Source organism: Lewinella sp. LCG006 (genome assembly GCF_040784935.1).
GTDB lineage: Bacteria > Bacteroidota > Bacteroidia > Chitinophagales > Saprospiraceae > Lewinella.
The window spans coordinates 4,428,302-4,449,697 of record NZ_CP160680.1; the positions used below are offsets into that span (position 1 = coordinate 4,428,302).

The 21,396-nt window shown below is 48.4% G+C and carries 16 protein-coding genes; 12 read left to right on the top strand and 4 right to left on the bottom strand.

The genetic code is table 11. From position 1 onward, the window contains the following. Window positions 1-8: 8 nt before the first annotated feature. Complete coding sequence (locus AB0L18_RS15990; RefSeq protein ID WP_367388308.1) at window positions 9-1,055, bottom strand: sterol desaturase family protein; 1,047 nt, start codon at window positions 1,053-1,055, stop codon at window positions 9-11. Between the two features lie 134 nt (window positions 1,056-1,189). Between AB0L18_RS15990 and AB0L18_RS15995 the strand changes: the two genes are divergently transcribed. The 12 genes from AB0L18_RS15995 (at window position 1,190) to gcvP (ending at window position 16,129) form a co-directional block, all read left to right on the top strand. After that, window positions 1,190-1,711, top strand: a complete 522-nt coding sequence (locus tag AB0L18_RS15995; protein WP_367388309.1) for a GNAT family N-acetyltransferase — start codon at window positions 1,190-1,192, stop codon at window positions 1,709-1,711. 3 nt (window positions 1,712-1,714) lie between these two features. Beyond that, window positions 1,715-2,362, top strand: coding sequence for an SDR family NAD(P)-dependent oxidoreductase (locus AB0L18_RS16000; protein ID WP_367388310.1), 648 nt, complete (start codon window positions 1,715-1,717; stop codon window positions 2,360-2,362). 120 nt (window positions 2,363-2,482) lie between these two features. Further along, window positions 2,483-3,103, top strand: a complete 621-nt coding sequence (locus tag AB0L18_RS16005) for a TetR/AcrR family transcriptional regulator (RefSeq protein ID WP_367388311.1) — start codon at window positions 2,483-2,485, stop codon at window positions 3,101-3,103. A gap of 50 nt (window positions 3,104-3,153) precedes the next feature. Then, window positions 3,154-4,440: a TolC family protein gene (locus AB0L18_RS16010; RefSeq protein ID WP_367388312.1), complete on the top strand. Its 1,287-nt coding sequence runs from the start codon at window positions 3,154-3,156 to the stop codon at window positions 4,438-4,440. 96 nt (window positions 4,441-4,536) lie between these two features. Next, on the top strand, window positions 4,537-5,457 hold the full coding sequence (locus tag AB0L18_RS16015) for an HlyD family secretion protein (protein WP_367388313.1): 921 nt from the start codon (window positions 4,537-4,539) through the stop codon (window positions 5,455-5,457). 3 nt (window positions 5,458-5,460) lie between these two features. Beyond that, window positions 5,461-6,366, top strand: coding sequence for an ABC transporter ATP-binding protein (locus AB0L18_RS16020; protein WP_367388314.1), 906 nt, complete (start codon window positions 5,461-5,463; stop codon window positions 6,364-6,366). 165 nt (window positions 6,367-6,531) lie between these two features. After that, the gene (locus AB0L18_RS16025) at window positions 6,532-7,254 is read left to right on the top strand and encodes an ABC transporter ATP-binding protein (RefSeq protein ID WP_367388315.1); all 723 of its coding nucleotides are present in this window, start codon (window positions 6,532-6,534) and stop codon (window positions 7,252-7,254) included. Window positions 7,255-7,300: 46 nt separating this feature from the next. Beyond that, window positions 7,301-8,413 carry an ABC transporter permease gene (locus AB0L18_RS16030; protein ID WP_367388316.1) on the top strand — a complete coding sequence of 371 codons (1,113 nt, stop codon included), beginning with the start codon at window positions 7,301-7,303 and terminating at the stop codon, window positions 8,411-8,413. Window positions 8,414-8,419: 6 nt separating this feature from the next. Further along, a complete protein-coding gene (locus AB0L18_RS16035) occupies window positions 8,420-9,541 on the top strand; it encodes an ABC transporter permease (RefSeq protein ID WP_367388317.1) in 1,122 nt (373 codons plus the stop codon). 59 nt (window positions 9,542-9,600) lie between these two features. Next, complete coding sequence (locus tag AB0L18_RS16040; protein WP_367388318.1) at window positions 9,601-10,113, top strand: NADPH-dependent FMN reductase; 513 nt, start codon at window positions 9,601-9,603, stop codon at window positions 10,111-10,113. 286 nt (window positions 10,114-10,399) lie between these two features. Beyond that, the gene (gene priA, locus AB0L18_RS16045; RefSeq protein WP_367388319.1) at window positions 10,400-12,883 is read left to right on the top strand and encodes a primosomal protein N'; all 2,484 of its coding nucleotides are present in this window, start codon (window positions 10,400-10,402) and stop codon (window positions 12,881-12,883) included. 369 nt (window positions 12,884-13,252) lie between these two features. After that, a complete protein-coding gene (gcvP, locus tag AB0L18_RS16050) occupies window positions 13,253-16,129 on the top strand; it encodes an aminomethyl-transferring glycine dehydrogenase (protein ID WP_367388320.1) in 2,877 nt (958 codons plus the stop codon). Window positions 16,130-16,272: 143 nt separating this feature from the next. Here gcvP and AB0L18_RS16055 read toward each other — a convergent pair whose 3' ends face one another. The 3 genes from AB0L18_RS16055 to AB0L18_RS16065 all read right to left on the bottom strand — a co-directional run bounded on the left by AB0L18_RS16055 (window position 16,273) and on the right by AB0L18_RS16065 (window position 21,290). Continuing rightward, complete coding sequence (locus AB0L18_RS16055) at window positions 16,273-16,824, bottom strand: DUF3575 domain-containing protein (protein WP_367388321.1); 552 nt, start codon at window positions 16,822-16,824, stop codon at window positions 16,273-16,275. Between the two features lie 264 nt (window positions 16,825-17,088). After that, window positions 17,089-19,626 (bottom strand): PIG-L family deacetylase, encoded by a 2,538-nt coding sequence (locus AB0L18_RS16060; RefSeq protein WP_367388322.1) that lies wholly within the window; start codon window positions 19,624-19,626, stop codon window positions 17,089-17,091. Window positions 19,627-19,763: 137 nt separating this feature from the next. Further along, a complete protein-coding gene (locus AB0L18_RS16065) occupies window positions 19,764-21,290 on the bottom strand; it encodes an aldehyde dehydrogenase family protein (RefSeq protein ID WP_367388323.1) in 1,527 nt (508 codons plus the stop codon). Between the last annotated feature and the right edge of the window lie 106 nt (window positions 21,291-21,396).

Below are 21,396 nucleotides of genomic sequence, written 5' to 3' on the forward strand. Positions count from 1 at the left end.
TAAGTTGCTTACTTGTTGGGCGGTTCTTGTTCCGTTTTCCCAAAGCCATGAATTGATTGGGTAGCAAAACCATGAGGAAAAGACTCTACGCCAGGAAAACCCAATCTGATATCCTGTCCGTTGTGCGGAATATAAGCTGTTTTGAAAATATAATCCCAAATCGCTAAAGTAATCCCAAAATTGACGCCAAAATGCCGCTCCTTAGGCAACTCATAAGCGTGGTGCCAAATGTGCATCTCCGGACTATTGAAGAGGTATTTCATCAAGTTACCCAATAGCAGACTTCCAGCTAAAGCTGAACCCAGTACAATGCCCAAACTCGTAATTAGTGTAGGATTTTGAACCATACTGACATCCAGTAAACCTTGCGAGATGACAATACCCAAAAGGGCCCCTAATATTCCTCCCGTAAGATAACCACTCACGCTGATATTGGAGTGGTTGTAATGCCCCCAGGCGAGGGTGAAAATGTGGATGATAAAGAAATCATATAAGCCAATCCCCAACAATGCTAGCGGAATATACTCTAGGGTTCGGTAAACAACGTTCTCCATCCAGTGGTACCGTAAATGGGCGGCAAAGCCCATCTCTTCTACCGAATGGTGTACTTTATGAAACTCCCACAGCCGATCAGAACGGTGTAACAAGCGGTGAATCCACCACTGCACAAAATCACGGACCACAAAGCCAATCAGAAGAATGGCCCATAGCGGAAAATCATTCAGTGGATTTTGTGCTTGAAGATCAAATCCTCCCGTTATGCTCTTGATACCATCATTGAAGAGGTTGACAACGACATTGGAGGCAGCGCTGTAAATAATCAGTGAAAAAAAGAAGAAATTAAAAAACATGTAAAAAGCATCCAGCCAGAAATCTTTGCGCAAAATCGCTTGCTTTTTCCGCCAGGGAATGACAACCTCTAGCAGTAAAAAGAATACAGAGACGGCAATCAGCCAATAAAAGTAATTGCCCCAACCAGGGTGCGTGATTTCGTGCCAGAGATAATTGCCATAGCCCGTATAGCCCTGAATGAATAAATCCCAGTATTTTTCCACAGTTTTTTTATCTTGAATTTGATCGAAAACAAGTCTATTACCAAGAAAGATAAAATTAATAGACTTCTCTGATTTCTACTGTGATGTGTATCACATTTTAGAGGGAAAACACTAAAAGTAGCCAAACTATATCCATGAATCCCCACCTTACAATAAAATCTGTTCTGGAAACAGAGCTTCCACTACTACGTGATTTAGCGGAGGAAACCTTCGTGGGAGCATTTGGACCCGTAAACACGCCGGAGAATATGCACCAATACGTCTCCAATACTTTTGCTATGGAGCAGGTACGAGCCAGTTTTCAGCAAGAAGGAGCAACCTATTTTTTTGGCTGGAAGGACGGCGAGGCCATTGCCTACCTAAAGCTCAATGAAGGTGCTGCACAAACCGAAGGCGATCTGGAAAACGCGCTGGAAATAGAACGAATCTACGTCAAAGCTACCCATCAAGGACAAAATATTGGACAACAACTTTTGGCTTTTGCCCTCCATAAAGCCCGGCAAACCCATAAGTCTTGGCTCTGGCTCGGCGTCTGGGATCAAAATAAAGCAGCGATCCGGTTTTATGAGCGCCACGGATTCTCTACTTTTGGTCAGCACGAATTTTATCTCGGTAGCGATTTTCAAAATGACCTGCTGATGAGACTAAAACTATAATTTATGTCGACTGCTATTATCATTGGTGCTGGCCCGGGCCTTGGGTTCGCCCTCGCCCAGAAATTTGGCCAAAAGGGTTTCGCTATCGCTTTATTAGCCAGGAGCGAAGATAACCTCAAGGCTTTTGCCCAAACGCTAAGTGAGCAAGGCATTACTACCAGTACCCACGCCGTCGATATCACGGATTTTTCGGCCTTACGGCAAACTTTACGCGCCATTGCGCAAAAAGACACGGTAGAAGTGGTGATCTACAATGCGGTAAAGAAGCAATTCAATAGCCCCTTGGAGCTGGATGTGGAAGAAATGGTAGATGCCTATCGTATGGACGTAGCTGGTGCACTGCTGAGTGTACAAACCATCCTTCCCTTTATGCAGGAAAATGACGAAGGGACTTTCCTCTTCACTGGAGGAGGTGCAGCTCTCCATCGCTGGATGCAAGCCCCAACCATTAGCATCGCTAAGGCAGGCATTCGCAGTCTGGCGTTCATGCTGGCCGAAGAGTTGAAAGAGAGTCCTATCCAGGTGGGAACCATCACCATTTTTGGCACTATCAAAGAAAATACCGCCTTCGATCCCAACAAAATTGCAGCGGTCTATTATCAACACTACCAACAAGGGGTGCCGGAGGTGGAGGTGCAGTTTAAGGGGTAGGGGTAGGTGCCTTGCAGTTCCCAGACTACGTGGAGACATCCCGTTGGTCTTCTGACCTGCTCCGTAGCTCAGAAAGTATAAATAATTAGCACTTGCGTTTTTCAACTATATAGTTTAACTTTGTGGTTAAATATGGCAATAGACAAAGAAACATTGATCCTGGAAGTAGCGCGTAAACACTTTGTACAAAGAGGTTATGCAGCTACGCGCATGCAAGATATCGCTGACGAAGCAGAAAGCAACAAGGCTTTGCTTCATTACTATTTTCGGTCTAAGGAAAAACTGTACCACGAAATTACAGTACGTATCTTGGACACGATAATCCCCCGGTTTGCGCAGGCATTAACGATTGATGGTACTTTTTGGGAAAGACTCGAAGCCATGGTAGGTTCTTATGTGAATTTGCTCCAGGAACAACCTGATATTCCGTTTTTCATCATGTCTGAAGTGAGTCAAAAACAGGAGCGGTTCATTGAAGAGCTCAAAAAAAGAAGCCAATATTTTCCTGCTTTACAAGGGTTTATTGTACTAATGCACCAGGAAATGGAAGCAGGTAATATCCGTACTGTTCCTCCTATTCATTTAATGCTCAACATTATGGGAATGACGGTTTTTCCTTTCCTGGCCAAGCCATTTTTAACAACCGTATTTAATGTTTCTGATCAAGACTTTTCTTTGCTTATGGAAGAACGTAAAGACATTATTTTAAGCTTTTTGCGAGCTGCCTTAAAGCCAGGTTGATTTTTTTTGGCCTAGTATTAACCAAAAAGTTAAATTAAATAATTAAACCTATGCGTATAAAGATTTATTGCTGCCTTTTGCTCTCCTTCAGTGCCAGTTGGCTGGGGGGGCAGAGCAATGAAACGAGCAGTCTATCCCTAACCGATGCCTATCACCTACTGGAAGAACGCTATCCATTGTTACGAAACGGCGTCTTGCTCCAACAGATCGAAAAGAACCAGTGGGCACAGATTAATGCGGAAAGCAAGCCCGTAATTTCCCTGAAAGCGGATGGACGCTTACAGTCGGAAACCATCAACCTGGAGAGCGACAATCCTATGACGCCCTTGAACATCAGTCGTCCACTGGTCAGTGCGCAGACTTACCTGGATGCCTCTTATGTTTTACTGGATGGTGGATTTAAGGAAGCTCGTCAAAATTTGGTTGCAGCTCAAACCAAGGCAGAACTTCAACAGCAAGAAGTTGACCGCTTCCAGTTGCGCGAACGCATCAATCAATTGTTTTTGGTCATCAGTGGGCTCCGGCAGCAGGAAGTATTATTCGATTTATCCAAGAAAGACCTCGAGGCACACCAAGAGCAGGTACGAGCAGGCGTAGAATACGGCGTGCTATTACCCACTGAATTAACCCAGCTTTTGGTTAAAGAACAAGAACTATTGGCGCAGCAGGATAACCTAAATTTCCAGATCGCTGGTGCTATTCAAAGTTTGGAACAATTACTAGACCTCCAACTCAGCCCTGATGTAACATTGATTTATCCCGAACTGGGTGCCGCCCAATTACCTCCTGCCATCCAACGCCCCGAGCAGCAGCTTTTTCAGTTGAAGCAAGAAGCCATTCTAGCCCAGGTACAACTGACCGAAAGTGAGCGCAAACCCAAGCTTCAGGTTTTTGCCCAAGCAGGTGTTGGTTATCCCAATCCGCTGAACTTGCTCGACGGCAACGTCGCTCCTTATGGTATCGTAGGAGCCGGCTTTAGCTGGAAGCTCATCGACTGGGACAAAACCCGTTTGCAGAAAGAAACTTTTCAGCTCCAAGCTGTCCAGCTCCAAAATGCCCTTGCAACCTTTGAATTCAACCTGGATCAGGGAGAAGCTCAATACCATGCAGAAATGGATCGCATCCATGCGCAGATTATCCGCGATGAAACAATTGCCAACCTCCAAGCGGAGATTTTGGAACAGATGGCGGTACAGTTGGACGAGGGTGTTATCACATCCGCCGATTATGTCAACCAGCTAAATGCTGAATTGCGTGCCCGCCAAAATAAGGCTGTCCATGAAGTTCAGTTACTACAAACGCAGTTGAATTTCTGGAATAGTAGGGGAGGGTTTTGAGGTTGGAAGGGTGGAAAAGTGTAAGGGTTACTAACTTTTACACCTTTACACTCACCCAACGCTTACACCCTTACGCTTACACTTAACTAAAATAGCATGAATAAAATATCTTTCCTCCTCCTCGCCCTCACCCTCGCGGCCTGCCAACCGGAAGCTCCTCGTTCTGATGCGTACGGAAATTTTGAGGCTACGACCATACTCATCAGCGCCGAAGCCAACGGCCAGCTTACTTCTTTCCTGGTGGAAGAAGGACAACAAATCAAAGAGGGGCAATTTATTGGCCTTGTCGATACGACACTCCTTCATTTACAGCGAGAACAAGTACGTGCCCAAATCGGTACCTTACCCGCGAAATTGCAAAACAGCCTGGCCGAGATCGAAGTACTGGATCGTCAGCAAGATAACCTCGAGCGTGAGCGCGACCGGGTAGCACGACTGGTAGAGAAAAAAGCCGCCACGCCCAAGCAGCTCGACGACCTAAACGGGGAGCTCACCGTCATCCAGCAGCGCATCCAGGCCGTACGCAGCAATACCAACACCGCCAATGGTGCGATCCTCGCCGAGAAGCAGCCCATGCTGGCACAGATCGCCCTGCTGGATGAACAAATCCGTCGCGCCTACCTCTACAGTCCGGCTTCAGGAACGGTGCTTACCAAAATGGCCGAGCCTGGTGAGATGGTGGGTATCGGCAGCCCCTTGTTTCGTTTGGGACAACTAGACACCATGCGCCTGCGTGCTTACACCAGCAGCCATCAGCTACAAAACGTAAGCCTGGGCCAGAAGGTAGAAGTACTTATTGATGAAGGCCATGAGGCTTACCGCCAACTCAGCGGCACCATCAGTTGGATCGCCGACCAGGCCGAATTCACCCCCAAAACTATTCAGACCAAAGAGGATAGGGTCAATCTGGTTTACGCTTTTGAAGTACTGGTTCCCAACTCCGAGGGTAAGTTAAAAATCGGCATGCCGGCAGAAGTCAACTTCACCTCCAGCAGTACCCAAGCCACAAATCAATAAGTTATGGGAGCGGTAAAAATTGAGCAAATCAGCAAAAGCTTTGGGGAGCAGATAGCCCTACAGGATATCAACCTTAATATTGCGGCAGGCACCCTTTTTGGGCTCATCGGCCCCGATGGTGCGGGAAAATCAACCTTGTTTAAAATCCTTACCAGCTTGCTCCTACCAGACCATGGAAAAGCCACCGTTGCTGGCCTGGATACGGTTGCCGACTACCAGCAGATACGGCGAATTATTGGGTATATGCCCGGTAAATTTTCCCTTTATCAGGATCTTACAGTGGAAGAAAACTTGCATTTCTTCGCGACGATTTTCGGAACAACGATTGAGGAAAACTACCATCTCATCAAAGATATTTACGTACAGATTGAGCCTTTCCGTAAGCGAAGAGCAGGTAAACTCTCCGGCGGGATGAAGCAAAAACTGGCCCTGTGTTGTGCCCTGATCCACGAACCCGAAGTCCTTTTTTTGGATGAACCCACCACGGGGGTCGACGCCGTGAGTAGAGCAGAATTTTGGGATATGCTCCAACGCCTTAAAGAACACGGTATCACCATCATCGTGAGTACGCCCTACATGGACGAAGCCTCCCGCTGTGAAGAGATTGCACTGATCCAGGAAGGCCAGATCCTCCAGGTAGATACCCCCGACAATATTCGGGAAAGTTACGAGCAGCCGCTTTATGCCGTCAAGGCAAAGTCCTTTTATCAGTTGCTGAAAGACCTCAGGGCAGCCCCATTTACAAAAAGAGTTGCCCCTTTCGGTGAATACCTGCACCTGACCACCAGCGGTTATTTCCCCGAAAAAGCTATCTACAATATGCTCAAAGAAAAGCAACACGAACAGATCGAAGTAAAACGCATCAAGGCCACCATTGAAGATGTATTTCTGGAACTGGCGGCGGGGTAGAGCGCGCTTCGCTTGCGGAGGTGTTCATCCCGATACTCGGGAGAGTACCACCGTGAGTTCCGAGGATCGGAACGAACACTACCGCGAGCGTAAGCGAGCATCTCCACAAGCGAAGCGCGCACAACCGCGAGTCCCGAGCATCGGGACGAGCACAAAACACAACCAATGTCCTACGCAATAGAAGCAAAAAATTTAACCAAGCGATTTGGAGATTTCACCGCCGTAGATGCGATCTCTTTTTCGGTAGCACGTGGCGAAATCTTTGGTTTCCTAGGGGCCAATGGCGCGGGAAAAACCACGGCCATCAAAATGCTCATCGGACTGAGTCGCCCCTCTGACGGCGAGGCCTCCATTGCTGGTTTTGATGTCTACCAGGAGACGGAAAAGATCAAGGAAAACATCGGCTACATGAGCCAAAAATTCAGCCTCTATGAAGACCTGACGATTGCTGAGAACATCCGCTTTTACGGAGGCATCTACGGACTCAACCGGCGACAGATAGCCCTCAAAACGATTGAAATCACGGAAGAGCTGGGCTTAGAAGCATACGCCAAGCGACTGGTGGGTGACCTGCCCCTGGGGTGGAAACAACGCCTGGCTTTTGCGATCGCAGGGGTGCATGATCCCAAGATCATCTTCCTCGACGAGCCTACGGGCGGTGTCGACCCTACTACCCGGCGGCAGTTCTGGGAGATGATCTATGCGGCAGCAGATCGCGGGGTGACCATTTTTGTGACCACCCATTATATGGACGAAGCAGAATACTGCAATCGTATCAGCATCATGGTCGACGGAAGAATCGAAGCTCTCGGCAGCCCTGCGGAATTAAAGCAACAATTCCAGACAGATACGATGGATGACGTCTTTTTGCGCTTGGTGCGCAGCTAATAGTTCAGTAAAGACGCGATGCTTCGTGTCTCAAAAAATAATACTGATGATAAAAATATTCATAGCCTTTGTGCGCAAAGAACTTTACCACATCCTGCGGGATCCCAGAACGCTGGCTATCCTGTTTGGTATGCCGGTGGCTTTGGTATTGATCTTTGGGTATACCGTCACCAACGAATTCAAAGATGCTTCGGTCGCAATTCTCAACGAGGCCAACGATGAGCTGAGCTACCAGCTCATCGAGCACCTTACAGCATCGGGCAACCTCAAGTTGGTCACTACGGTGAATACGACTGCTGAGCTGGAACAGGCCTTCCGAGCAAACGAGGTCAAAATGGGCATTGTTATTCCTGCTGGTTTTGAAGATGATTTCTTTGGGCAACGCAAGGCCGATGTCCAACTCATCGCCGATGCTACTGAACCCAACTACGCCACGACGCTCACTAGCTACGCACAGCAGATGATCGCTACTTTCCAGCAAAATAAAAATGGTAGTAGCGGTGCACGCCCTTACCTGGTGAGTACTGAAACCCGCATGTTTTACAACCCACAACTAGAAGGTGCCTACAATTTTGTTCCCGGTACTGTGGCCCTCATCCTCATGCTCATTTGTGCCATGATGACCTCCCTGACCATTGCCAAAGAGAAGGAGACCGGCACGATGGATCTGCTGCTGGTTTCTCCACTACCGCCGATTATCATTATTCTCGGCAAAGTCACCCCCTACGCGGTACTTTCCTTCATCGACGCCATCATCATTCTTTTTCTTGGTTACTATTTGTTCGATGTGCCAGTTCGCGGAAGCTTGGTGCTCTTGCTGGCTTTGGTACTGCTCTATCTGCTGGTAGCATTAGCCTTGGGCGTACTTATTTCTACCAAAGCCCCTACGCAGCAAGTTGCCATGATGACTTCCATGTTTACCTTGCTGATGCCTACGATGTTGCTCAGTGGGTTCCTCTTCCCTATTGCCAGTATGCCTCATTTGCTGCAATACATTTCCCGGATTATCCCGGCAAAGTATTTTATCCAAATCGAACAAGCCATTATGCTCAAAGCAGCAGGTTGGGACGCCGTTGCTTTCCCTACCCTCATCCTCTTCATCATGCTGATCGTACTCCTCACCGGTGCCTGGCGTAATTTCCAGGTCGTCTATAAATAATTCCCCATGCAACGACTCCTATATATAATCCAGAAGGAATTCATCCAAATCTTCCGCAATAAGGCCATGCTCCCCATGATGACGGTAGTGCCTATTGTGCAGTTGATCATTCTCTCGTACGCCGCCAGCAATGAGGTCAAAGATGTACGGCTGGCCATCGTCAACGAAGATCACACGGCCAGTGCGCGTTTGCTCATTCAAAAAATCGAAGCGGCCGACCGGTTCATCCTGGTAGACTTCCCTGCTTCCGTTGCTCAAGGCGACGAAATGCTACAGACGGGTGAAGTAGACATTGTACTCACCATTCCATCTCAATTTGAGGAACACTTTTATCGGGATAAAAAAGGTAACATTCAGCTACTTGTCAATGCTATCAATGGTCAACAAGCCAGTGTAGGAGCCGCGTATCTCAACATCATTATTCAATCCTTCAACCAAGAACTCCGATCCGACCTTAAAATGGTTAGTAAAGGAGGCCTGTCTCCTGCTTTAATCAATACCCCTTCCTCCAACTGGTACAATCCTGATCTGAATTTCAAATACTTTATGGCACCTGGCATTCTGGGCGAGCTGGTCACCATCCTGGTCATGCTCCTCACGGCGATGAACGTCGTACGAGAACGCGAAATCGGCACCATCGAGCAAATCAACGTTACCCCCATCAAAAAGTGGCAGTTCATTCTGGGCAAGCTCATCCCGTTTTTGGGCATTGGCCTGGTGCTGATGACCGTTGGGTTGACTGCTGCGAAGCTCCTTTTTGACATTCCAATGCAGGGAAGTTTGTGGATCATCTTCGCCTATTGTGTCGTCAACCTTTCCGCAGTTTTGGGCTTGGGCTTGTTCATTTCCAACCTTTCGGATACGCAACAGCAAGCCCTTTTTACGACTTTCTTTTTCGTCATTATTTTTATCCTTATGAGTGGTTTGTTTACTCCTATTGAGAGCATGCCCAAGTGGGCACAGTACCTTACCATTCCCAATCCTATCGCCCATTTTGTGAGCGTCATGCGGTCGGTATTGCTCAAAGGCAGTAATTTTTGGGATGTTATTTATCACTTTAGGGTCACTGTAGTCTTAGCCGTGTTGTTCAATACTTTGGCGGTTTTGAGTTATCGTAAGGTGGAATAAGCTATAAAAGAATAAGCAAGGTCGGTATCTTTGTTAGGTCATTCAAATTACCCAATACCATGCATATTCTGACGCTCTCCGGTTCAGCTCGTCCAGGTTCTTCCAACCAAAAATTGTTAGAAGCTATCGCAATGGCTTTTCCCGACTATCATTTTTCCCATTTTGCAGGCTTGGCGGAACTTCCTCTTTTTTTGCCCGATCTTGATCATGCTCCCTGGCCTCAGCCGGTAGTGGAATGGAGAGCTGCACTGCAGTCGGCTACTGCGGTGATCATCACCACGCCCGAATATATTCACAACCTTCCGGCCCTACTCAAAAATGCGCTGGAGTGGATTGCTAGTTCGGGTGAATTGGTGGGCAAACCAGTATTACCCATCACTTTTACGCCCAATATGCCTCGGGGTGAGCGTGCTATGCAGTCGCTGGTCTGGTCCCTTGGAGCACTTGATGCCCGAATTGTGGCAGAGCTTCCCCTGTACCAGAATGAGCTGATCAGGGAAGGTCAGCACCTGCTGCTGCCAGCAGAGGAACAGGAAATGATAGGAGAGGCACTGCGGCTGCTGGCGGGGTGATTGTACCCTTTCGAGTCAAAGTCGGAGATCGGAAGTGGGAAGTCGGAAATATCGTGATACGCGAAGAGATAGAGGAGAGCTGGCCACTAGGGGCCTTCAAATACTTCCGACTTCCCACCTCCCACTTCCGACTTAGGAAAAAGTTTACCCAATCGTACCAATACGATCATACGATAAGGTGGTATGATTGTGAAACAAAAAATAACTTTTGTTCAATACTTGAACCTAATTATTGGTAAAAACGCTAGCTTTACGGTTAAGATTACTGAGCATTAAATCCTCCGCTTTGTCCCAGCAAAACTTACATCCTGTTCATTCTGCGACGAGCTACTATGTCGATGTTATTTTACCATTGGCAATTGCCAGGCCATATACTTATGCGGTGCCCGAAGAATTGGTGCCAGAGATACAGGTAGGAATCAGGGTGGAAGTACAGTTTGGAAAGAGTAAGTTGTACACGGGATTGGTCATGCGAGTACACCACGAAGTGCCCAACCAGCAACGACCAAAGCCCATCATTAGCGTCATCGACGAGCAGCCCATTGTCACCGAGCAGCAATTTAAACTCTGGCGCTGGATGGCGGGCTATTACCTTTGCTCTTTGGGGGAGGTAATGAATGCCGCCTTACCGGCGAACTTTAAGCTCACCAGCGAAACCCGGGTGACCTTGGGGCCCTTGTTTCACCAAGATCCAGCTTTGCTCAGCGACAAGGAATACCTGGTTGCCGAAGCTCTCTCTATCCAGGAAGAACTCAGCATTGAAGACTTGCAGGATATTTTGGGGCAAAAGACGGTTTACCCCATTATTCGGCGCTTGTTGGACAAGCGTATAGTCTACCTTAAGGAGGATCTGCAAGAGAAATACCGCCCCAAGAAAATTCTTTGCGTTCGTTTTCAAGAGCCTTTTGCTTCCGATCCCAATAGTTTGCACCTGGCCTTTGAATTGGTCGCGCGCTCGACCAAGCAGGAGACCGCTCTGCTAGCCTATGTCCAGACCAGTAAGCAGCAAGAGTTTGTACGCCAGTCAGAATTAATCCGTCAGTCGGATACGGATCATAGCACCATCAAGGCGATGGTCAAAAAGGAGATATTTGAAGTCTACGAACGCGAGATCAGCCGCCTGGGGAGCTACGAAGAAGATACCCTGGATGCGGCTACCCTTGCACCTCAGCAAACCCGTGCACTGGGAGAAATCAAAGCACATTTTGCGGACAAGGGCGTCGTTTTGTTACACGGCGTTACTGGAAGCGGGAAGACGAGGGTTTATCTGGAACTGATGCAGGAGGTCATCAATCAAGGCGGCCAGGTACTCTACCTGTTGCCAGAAATTGCCTTGACGACTCAGATCATTGAGCGGGTACAAAAAGTATTGGGCGACGATGTGATGGTTTACCATTCCCGTCTCAATCACAACGAAAGGATTGAGCTTTGGCAAAAAGTTCAGGCAGGAAAAGGAGCGGTGGTCGGTCCGCGTTCGGCCATGTTTTTACCCTACCAGCAGCTCTCGCTCGTCATCGTCGATGAAGAACACGACCCCAGCTATAAGCAACGCGATCCCAATCCTCGTTACCATGGTCGGGATACGGCTATCATTCTGGCTCATCAATTTGGTGCGAAAGTGTTGTTGGGTACTGCTACGCCAGCGCTCGAAACTTATCATAATACCCAAAAAGGTAAGTACGGGCTGGTACTAATGAACGACCGCTTCGGCGGGATTGAATTGCCGGAAATCATCATTGCCGATGCGCGCAAAGCGCAGTTGGAGCAGCGCATGTACAACCACTTTACGGATACCCTGATCGACGAACTTAAAGCAGCGCTGGAGCGAGGCGAACAAGCCATCCTCTTTCAGAATCGGCGGGGGTATTCTCCCACTTACCGCTGTCCTACCTGCGCCTGGCACTCGGAGTGTGTCAACTGTGATGTGAGCCTCACTTATCACAAGTTTCAGGAGATGCTCAAATGCCATTACTGCGGTTACAGCACCAAGCTACCCACTGAATGCCCCGCTTGTGGCAGCACGGGTCTAACGATGCAGGGCTTTGGTACCGAAAAGATAGAAGACGAACTGAAAATTTTCCTCCCCGATGCCAAAATTGGCAGGATGGACCTGGATACTGTCCGGGGCAAGAATGCTCACGCCAAGATCATCGGTGAATTCGAGGAGGGTAAAATCGATATCCTGGTAGGTACCCAAATGGTGACCAAAGGTCTGGATTTTGAGCGGGTAGGGGTGGTCGGCGTCCTGAGTGCTGATCAGCTTCTACAGTTTCCTGATTTGCGTGCTTCCGAGCGAGGTTTTCAGTTGATGTTGCAGGTTGCTGGCCGTGCCGGGCGTAAACACCGACGGGGGAAGGTGATCATCCAGGCTTTCAATACGGCTCACCCCGTAATCAAGGAAGTGCTGGAGGGCGATTATGCCGCCTTTTATGGTCGGGAATTGAAGGAGCGGCACGAGTTTGCCTATCCACCTTATATGCGCCTCATCCGGATCACGCTGAAGCACAAAAAGCCCCAGGTTGTCAATGACGCCATGAAACTCTACGCCCACTGGCTCAAACAGCAGCTAGGGGAATGGGTGCTGGGGCCGGCGGTTCCTTACGTTGGTCGTGTTCGCAATTACTACCTCCTCGACGTGCTCATCAAACTGGAGATGAACCCGCAGAAGATCAACTTCGCCAAAAAACACATCCACGCCGCCACCGAGCAAATCAAACAAACGCAGGGATTCAGTAATGTCCGCGTGAGCATTGATGTGGATCCTTATTAGTTTTTTTGAACCATACGAGGGATGATAAGGGAATATAAAACGGGCCGCTGGATTAACTTTGTAATACACCCTTACACTGATAAACCAACCATTCCCCTCCCCGCAGCTCAGCGGAGGGATGCGCCCTAATAACATTCTACCGTCAAAATAAACTATCCTTTGGTCGGGGTGTTATTCCACCACGAAGATTTTTTATCTTCGCAGCGGGAAGACGAGTACGGAGAAAAAGCCTCTTTATTTAGGAGATTCCGTGACTTTGTTGCCTTGTTTTTTGCTATTCAGTTCAAGTACTGTTCTTTTGGCAAAATATTCTCTAAAGTGAGAATTCTGTAAAGAAGTTCCTAACCTACCTCAACCGGGATTACTACCATGAGTAAAACGGCATTTTTCGATCAGTTTGCGAACCGTCATATTGGCCCCTCTCCAGCGGAGGTGTCGCAAATGATCAAGACCATCGGCGTAAAAAGCCTCGATCAATTAATTGATGAAACGGTACCTGCGGATATTCGTCGGCAAGACGCTATCAAGGTGCCTGCGGCTCAAACAGAGCATGCCTACCTGAGCAGCCTACAGCAATTGGCCGCTAAAAACAAGGTTTATAAAACGTACATCGGCCTGGGCTATTACCCGACCATTACCCCCTCGGTGATTGCTCGGAATATCTTCCAGAATCCGGGGTGGTATACCCAGTATACCCCTTATCAGGCGGAGATTGCCCAAGGACGACTGGAGGCATTGCTGAATTTCCAGACCATGGTGAGTGATCTGACGGGAATGGAGATCGCCAATGCTTCGTTACTAGACGAGGGAACTTCAGCGGCAGAGGCTATGGCCTTGTTCTTTGCGCAAAAAAACAAGCGTAATAAGAAGGAACCCATCAATGTGTTTTTAGTTTCCGATCAGGTGTTGCCACAGACCATTGCGGTGTTACAGGCGCGTGCGGAACCTCTGGGCATTGAGGTGCAGGTGAAGCCCGTTGCTGATTTTGAATTGAGTGAGCAGGTGTTTGGTCTGATGCTACAATACCCCGCAGCCAATGGCGCCGTGGAAGATTACCGCGCTTTGACGGCGGAAGCAAATGCCAAAGAAATTTATGTGACTGTAGCCGCTGATTTGTTGGCACTGACGGTACTGATGCCCCCTGGTGAATGGGGAGCAGATGCTGTAGTGGGCAATACCCAGCGTTTTGGGGTACCTATGGGCTATGGTGGTCCTCATGCCGCTTATTTTGCTTGTCGCGAAGAATATAAGCGTTCTTTACCAGGGCGTATCATTGGGGTGTCGGTGGACCAAAGAGGGAAACCTGCCCTGCGCATGGCACTGCAAACCCGTGAGCAACACATTCGCCGCGAGAAAGCAACGTCCAATATCTGTACGGCGCAGGCGCTGCTGGCCATCATGGCTGGTATGTACGCAGCTTGGCACGGACCAAAAGGCTTGCGGGCCATTGCGGAAAGGGTCAATACCCTGGCGCAATTGTTGGGCCAGAGCGCTAAGCAACTGGGTTACGAGCTGGCGTCTGAGCATTATTTTGATACAGTCACGATCAAGGCTGATCACGAAAGCCGCGATGCTATCCGCCGGGCAGCACTGAGCGCAGAATTGAACTTCCATTATACGGACACGGGCGTACAAATCAGTTTGGACGAGACGACGACGCGGGAAGATGTAGAGCAAATTGCCGGTATTCTTGCCGTTGATTTTGAGCAGGATACCATCGCTCTGGCGACGGAAGAACCCGCCGCTATCTCCGTGCCGGAAAATCTCCAGCGGAGCACAGATTATTTGACCCACCCCGTCTTCAATACTTACCAGACGGAGACGGAGATGATGCGCTACATCAAGCGCCTGGAAAACCGGGATTTGTCGCTGACGCATTCGATGATTCCTTTGGGATCGTGTACGATGAAGCTGAACGCGGCGACGGAATTGATGCCAGTAAGCTGGCCTGAGTTTGCCAACCTGCACCCATTTGTGCCCAAGGATCAAGCCGCAGGTTACTACCAAATGTTTACTGAGCTAGAGGCTTGGTTGAGCGATATCACCGGTTTTACGGCTTGTTCTTTGCAACCCAATTCTGGCGCACAAGGAGAATATACAGGTTTGCTGACTATCCGTGCCTACCACTTGTCACGTGGTGATGTGAATCGTAACGTAGCGATCATTCCTGATTCTGCCCATGGTACCAATCCAGCCAGTGCTGTAATGGCGGGTATGAAAGTGGTCGTTGTGAAGTGTGATGAAGAAGGCAATATTGACATCCCTGATTTACGCGAAAAAGCGGAAGCCAATGCTGCGGATTTATCGTGTTTAATGGTGACCTATCCTTCTACCCACGGTGTTTTTGAGACGGGTATCAAAGAGATTTGCCAGATCATTCATGATTTTGGTGGCTTGGTCTACATGGATGGTGCCAACATGAATGCGCAGGTAGGACTCACCAGCCCGGGCTTGATCAAGGCGGATGTTTGTCACCTGAATTTGCACAAGACCTTTGCCATTCCTCACGGTGGTGGTGGACCAGGTATGGGGCCAATTTGTGTAAATGATAAGCTGGCACCTTTCCTGCCTAAGCACCCGATGGTGGAGACGGGAGGGGAGCAAGGTATCCTGCCCGTTTCAGCAGCTCCCTGGGGCAGTGCGAGCATCCTATTGATCAGTTATGCTTACATCAAAATGCTGGGGCCTGACGGATTGACGGACGCTAGCCGCTATGCTATCTTGAATGCCAACTACATCAAGGCTCGCTTGCAAGAGCACTATTCGGTGCTGTTTACGGGCGAGAAGGGCCATACGGCACACGAACTCATTATTGATTTGCGGGCATTTAAAGACTTCATTTCTGCGGCTGATGTTGCGAAACGTTTGATTGATTACAGCTTCCATGCACCAACACTGAGTTGGCCGGTGGCAGGAACCATTATGATTGAGCCCACGGAAAGTGAGAGCATGGCCGAGCTGGATCGTTTCTGTGATGCGATGATCGCTATCCGAAAGGAAATCGATGAAATCGCTGCAGGAGAAGCAGATGCAACCAATAATGTTTTACACAATGCACCCCACGTACTGGAATGGATGACCGCCGACGAGTGGCCTTTCCCATACAGTCGGCAGAAGGCGGCTTGGCCATTGCCTTACTTGCATGATGGACGCAAGTTTTGGGCCAGTGTGGCTAGAGTAGATAATGGTTACGGTGACCGTAATTTGGTGTGTACTTGTCCACCGATTGAGAGTTATGCGGAATAATCGAGAATAGTATTAGCAACTTAGCTGGACGATAGGCAAGCCTGCAAAAGTCCAGCTAAACAAAATGCCCGCTTCGAGACATCGAAGCGGGCATTGTAATTTTTAAAAGAGTTCTTCTCTTTCAAGTTTAGGTGGTCATTTGATTATCCACCGAAGCGGTAACCAATTCCAAGTTTACCCTGGAACATGATATCTGGCCAATCAACATTGTACTCATCTCCATCACTCTCAAATTTAGTGTTGTCGATAAGGGCACGACCAACACCGAAGCCGATATCGAAGACGATACCACTGCGAGATACAGACTTGTATCCAATACCTACTCCAAGCCCGAAACGGGTTTGGCTGTACTCAGAATAATTGGTGTCGCCATCTGCCTTGTAGCTACGGGAAATAAACCGTAGAAAAGCGTCTGCGTAGAATTTGTCAGCACCATCATCTGGGTTGAAGTAATATTTACCCACCACACCAATTGGAATATTTGTCCATTTGAGGTTGGAAAAATCATCACTACCTCCACCGATACCAATGGTACCTTCAACAGAGAATTCATCAGAAAGGATGAAGTCTGCACCAACACTAAGGTCACCAAATAGGAGGCCAATAGGGTTTACAGTAACGTCTACTTGGGCGTTTGCACGAAAAGCAGAAAAAGAGAAAACGGCCAGGGCCAAGATCAATAATCTTGATTTCATAAAGGTGTAATTTAGTTTGTCAATGGCGTAAAGGTATATAATTATCCTACTAGCGACAATAAGATTATGTTTTTTTTAACACCAGGGTAGCTCAAGCGTCAAAAGGGGGTTAAAGCCTCGTTTGGGTGATTACCTTTTCGGTCGATAGGCTATGCTCGCTGCGCTCGTGATAGTGTTCAATCCGATTCTCGGAACTCACGGTCAGTGCTCGTTTCACTCGCGAGAGTGAAACGAGCACTACCGCGTGCATTAGCGAGCACCCCCCTACGGCTGCGGTTTATTACCCCAAGAAATCAAATTGGCAAATAATCGGTAAGCTCCAGGTACGCCAGCGGGCAGCTCGCGAAACCAGGAATAGCCTGTATAAACATAATGTCCTTTGCCGTACTCGGCCACTAGTAATCCGCCGTCGCGAGCAGGTTCGTCAGGGTCGTTACTGGACAGGATAGGAGTGTATTCCTCGGCCCATTCGTCAGGGAAATAGAGGCCACGTTCTTGAACCCACCCCTCAAAATCAGCTTTGGTAATTTTATTAGGTTCGTTCAATACTGGATGATTGGGGGCTAGTATACGTACTTCGGCCTCTTCTACGGTCACCCGGTCTCTACTGAGTTTCAAAGGGTAAGGGGCCAGTTCCTCCATTGGCACTTTTAAGCCTCGATTGGTATTGTACTGAACAATCAGTGTGCCCCCTTCCTTAACGTATTCCATGAGTATGGGTTGGTAAACGGGCATACGATCCAGGGTGTTATAAGCGCGAATACCTATAATGACAGCATCAAAACTTTGCAAACGATCGGTGTTCATGTCTCGATCATCAAGCATGGTGACTTGGTAGCCAATTTGCTCCAATGCCTGGGGGATATCATCACCAGCACCTTTCAGATAACCAATATATTGCCCTTCTTTTTTGATATTTAAACGAACGACCTTAGCCGTAGCGTCCAGGATGAGGGTTTGAGTAGGAATATGATCGTATTCAATTTTTACCCGGTCTTTGTGATAGACTATGCCGTCGAGTTCCACCATCGGAGTAATGAAGTTTTCTTCTTGCTTATCGGAAGGGTAGAGGGTGAATTTGAAAGTCTTCTCTTCATCTTTATGGGTGAGGTCGACGGGGAAAGATTCGGGTTCTAAACGCCAACCATTAGGATGAGCAAGGCGAACAATACCATTGACATTGTCACGACCAGCGGTGACTTTCACGGTGATTTCTTGCGGCTTTGCATCAGAGAAAATATAAACCTGCTCTGAAACACCTGTAAAAACAGGCGGCGTAATTTCAAAAGGACTATATAGTTCGCCTTTTACAGGGTCTGTTTTTTTGTAAACGACGGGTTTGATAAGGATAAGATTAGACCAAGAGTTCTTGGTTTTGTCAAAAACGTCAAGCGTGAAAGTGACATCCAATGCGGGAGGAGTTTGGGGTAATCCGCGCAACTGCTGGTCTTTAACTGTATACATGCCGAGGTTGGCTTTTTGATTGAGCCAATAAGCATTGGAAATAGGGAAATCGGCAGGAATGCTTAACTTCTGATCCAAAGAAATCCCCACATTAGAAGCGAGGTTTTGGTTGACTTCCTGTTCTATATCCAGGTCGGGGAAGCTAATTTCCCGTAGTTTGACTTCTACACCTGAGCGATTGATCGCTTCAATTTGAATGGCTATGTCCTGACCGGGAGCTACACTGGGGTCAACGGCAACGGCTTCCAGGAAAAGTCCCAGGGAACCTTCGATGAGGAGCCTCACTTCCGCAAGTTTGATATCGCGCCAGTGGCCGGCAGGTAGTGATTTGATGAGGTTACGGATTCGGAGTAAAGCTGGCAAGCTTTTTTCCGGTTGATCGAAATCAAAATTGGTGATGGCGGCGCTTACGGCTTCTCCAATGGGGGCACCACCTTCTACGCGCGTCCAGGTGGTATTGATACCGGCGAAGGGATCTGTTACATCCTCTGGCATATCTCCCTTTACAAGTTCGAGGTATTCGGTAAGGCTACCACGAGTGCCACTGGAGCCGAATCCCTGGCTTTTGTGCTGACTGCGGCTGATGGCGGCAATTTCCGGAACAGAAATTCCTCTTTTCGGCAAGTAGGTACCTACGTCCATTGAAACCAGGTTGGATTTGTCTGCTTTTTCGAAAGCTTCTTCACTACCATAAAACCACCAGGAGGTATTGAAAAAGATACGGCGAGGCTGCCATGGAGCAACGCTGGTAAGTTGTTCGGGGAATGCTTTGGTATCGTTGCTCAAGTCAAAAGATTCTACGGAAAGCATGGCCGAGGCTGTATGGTGGCCGTGGGTACTCCCTGGTGAGCGGTGATCAAAGCGATTGATAATGATATCAGGCTTGAAGTTGCGGATCACCCAGACAGCATCGGCCATCACTTGATCGCGGTTCCAGATATTGAAGGTCTCATCGGGGTGTTTAGAAAAGCCAAAATCATTGGCACGGGTGAAGAATTGTTGTCCTCCATCAGTACGACGAGCGGCCAGCAATTCCTGAGTACGGATAACTCCTAGCAATTCGCGGATTTCTGGTCCTACAAGGTTTTGTCCACCATCGCCACGCGTCAGTGAAAGGTAGGCGGTATTGGCGTGGCGGACATTGCTCAGGTAAGCAATCATGCGGGTGTTTTCATCATCCGGATGGGCTGCGAAGTACAGTGCAGAGCCCAGGAAGTTGAGCTTTTGCAGCCCATCATGAATTTCGGTAGAGGACAGGCGCTTAGGCGCTTGCGCATGGAGGATTGTAAAGCCTCCGAGGAAAGCGAGGAGGAAAACAAGGATGGATGTGCGCTTCATAGCAGGCGTAGTATATTTTATCTAGGAAGTAGACAAAGGTAGGGCGTTTTTGGTTGAAAGAAGGGGTTAAATAAAGCAAGAAAGCCGCCTCTCACATCAAGTGTAAAAGCCGGCTTTCTCAAAACTGAGTTCAATTCCTAAAAATCAAACTTGATTCCTTGTGCCAATGGCAGCTTGGTGCTGTAGTTGATCGTATTGGTCTGGCGACGCATATAAACCTTCCAGGCATCAGAGCCAGATTCACGGCCACCACCAGTTTCTTTCTCTCCACCAAAGGCACCGCCGATTTCCGCACCACTGGTGCCGATATTGACGTTGGCAATGCCACAATCAGAACCTTCAGGAGACAGGAAGCGCTCCGCTTCACGCATGTTGTTGGTCATGATGGCACTACTAAGGCCTTGTGGAACAGCGTTTTGAATTTCGATAGCTTCTTCGATGGTCTTGTACTTCATCAGGTACAGGATAGGGGCGAAGGTTTCGTGCTGTACAATCTCGTAGTGGTTTTCTGCTTCCGCAATGCAAGGTTTCACGTAGCAGCCGCTTTCGTAACCTGCTCCTTCCAACACACCGCCTTCTACGATGAATTTGGCGCCTTCCGCTTTAGCTTTCGCAATGGAGTCGAGGTACATGGCTACAGCATCTTTGTCGATGAGGGGCCCTACGTGGTTGTTTTCATCCAGTGGGTCACCGATACGGAGCTGACCGTAGGCCTTTACCAGATTTTTCTTAATGACATCGTACATGTCTTCGTGCACGATCAGGCGACGGGTAGAGGTACAACGCTGTCCACAAGTACCTACTGCACCGAATACCGCACCGGTTAGTACCAATTCAAGATCAGCGTGTGGGGTGACGATAATGGCATTGTTGCCACCCAATTCCAATAGGCTATTGCCCAAACGCTGGGCTACGGTTGCGGCAACAATCTTACCCATGCGGGTACTACCAGTAGCACTTACCAGCGGCACACGGGTATCTTTGGTCATGAACTCGCCTACTTTGTAATCACCGTTGATGATGTTGCTCACTCCTTCGGGGACGTTGTTGGCTTTCAATACATCCCGGAAGATATTCTGACAGGCAACACTACACAAAGGTGCTTTTTCTGAAGCTTTCCAAACGATTACGTCTCCGCAAACGAGTGCTAGCATAGCATTCCATGACCATACGGCTACGGGGAAGTTGAAGGCAGAGATTACCCCCACAACACCAAGCGGATGCCACTGCTCCATCATCCGGTGACGAGAGCGCTCACTCTGGATCGTAAGGCCGTAAAGTTGGCGTGACAAGCCAACGGCAAAGTCACAGATGTCGATCATCTCTTGTACTTCACCAAAGCCTTCTTGCAGGCTTTTGCCCATTTCGTAGCTGACCAAGCGGCCTAGTGGGTCTTTGCATTTGCGCAACGCTTCGCCGTACTGGCGTACAACTTCACCTCGTTGTGGTGCTGGCACCATCCGCCATTCTTTGAAAGCAACGAGGGCTTTATCCATCATTGCATCGTATTCTTCGCGGGTGGTTTTGCTTACTTTACCGATCATCTCACCATCAACAGGGGAGTAAGAAGTAATGTATTTTCCGGATGTAGTGGTTTCCAAACCGGTACTGGTACCATGGTTGTTGGTTTTCAGTCCGAGTTTCTTGAGGAAGGATTTATCCATTTTTTGTGGTCTTATTTAGAGCTAAATTATTTGCAGCCGCAAAGGTACTAAGAACTAGGCGACTTTCCAGTTTCGCAGGGCAACTAGTCTTTAAAGAAAAAGGGTT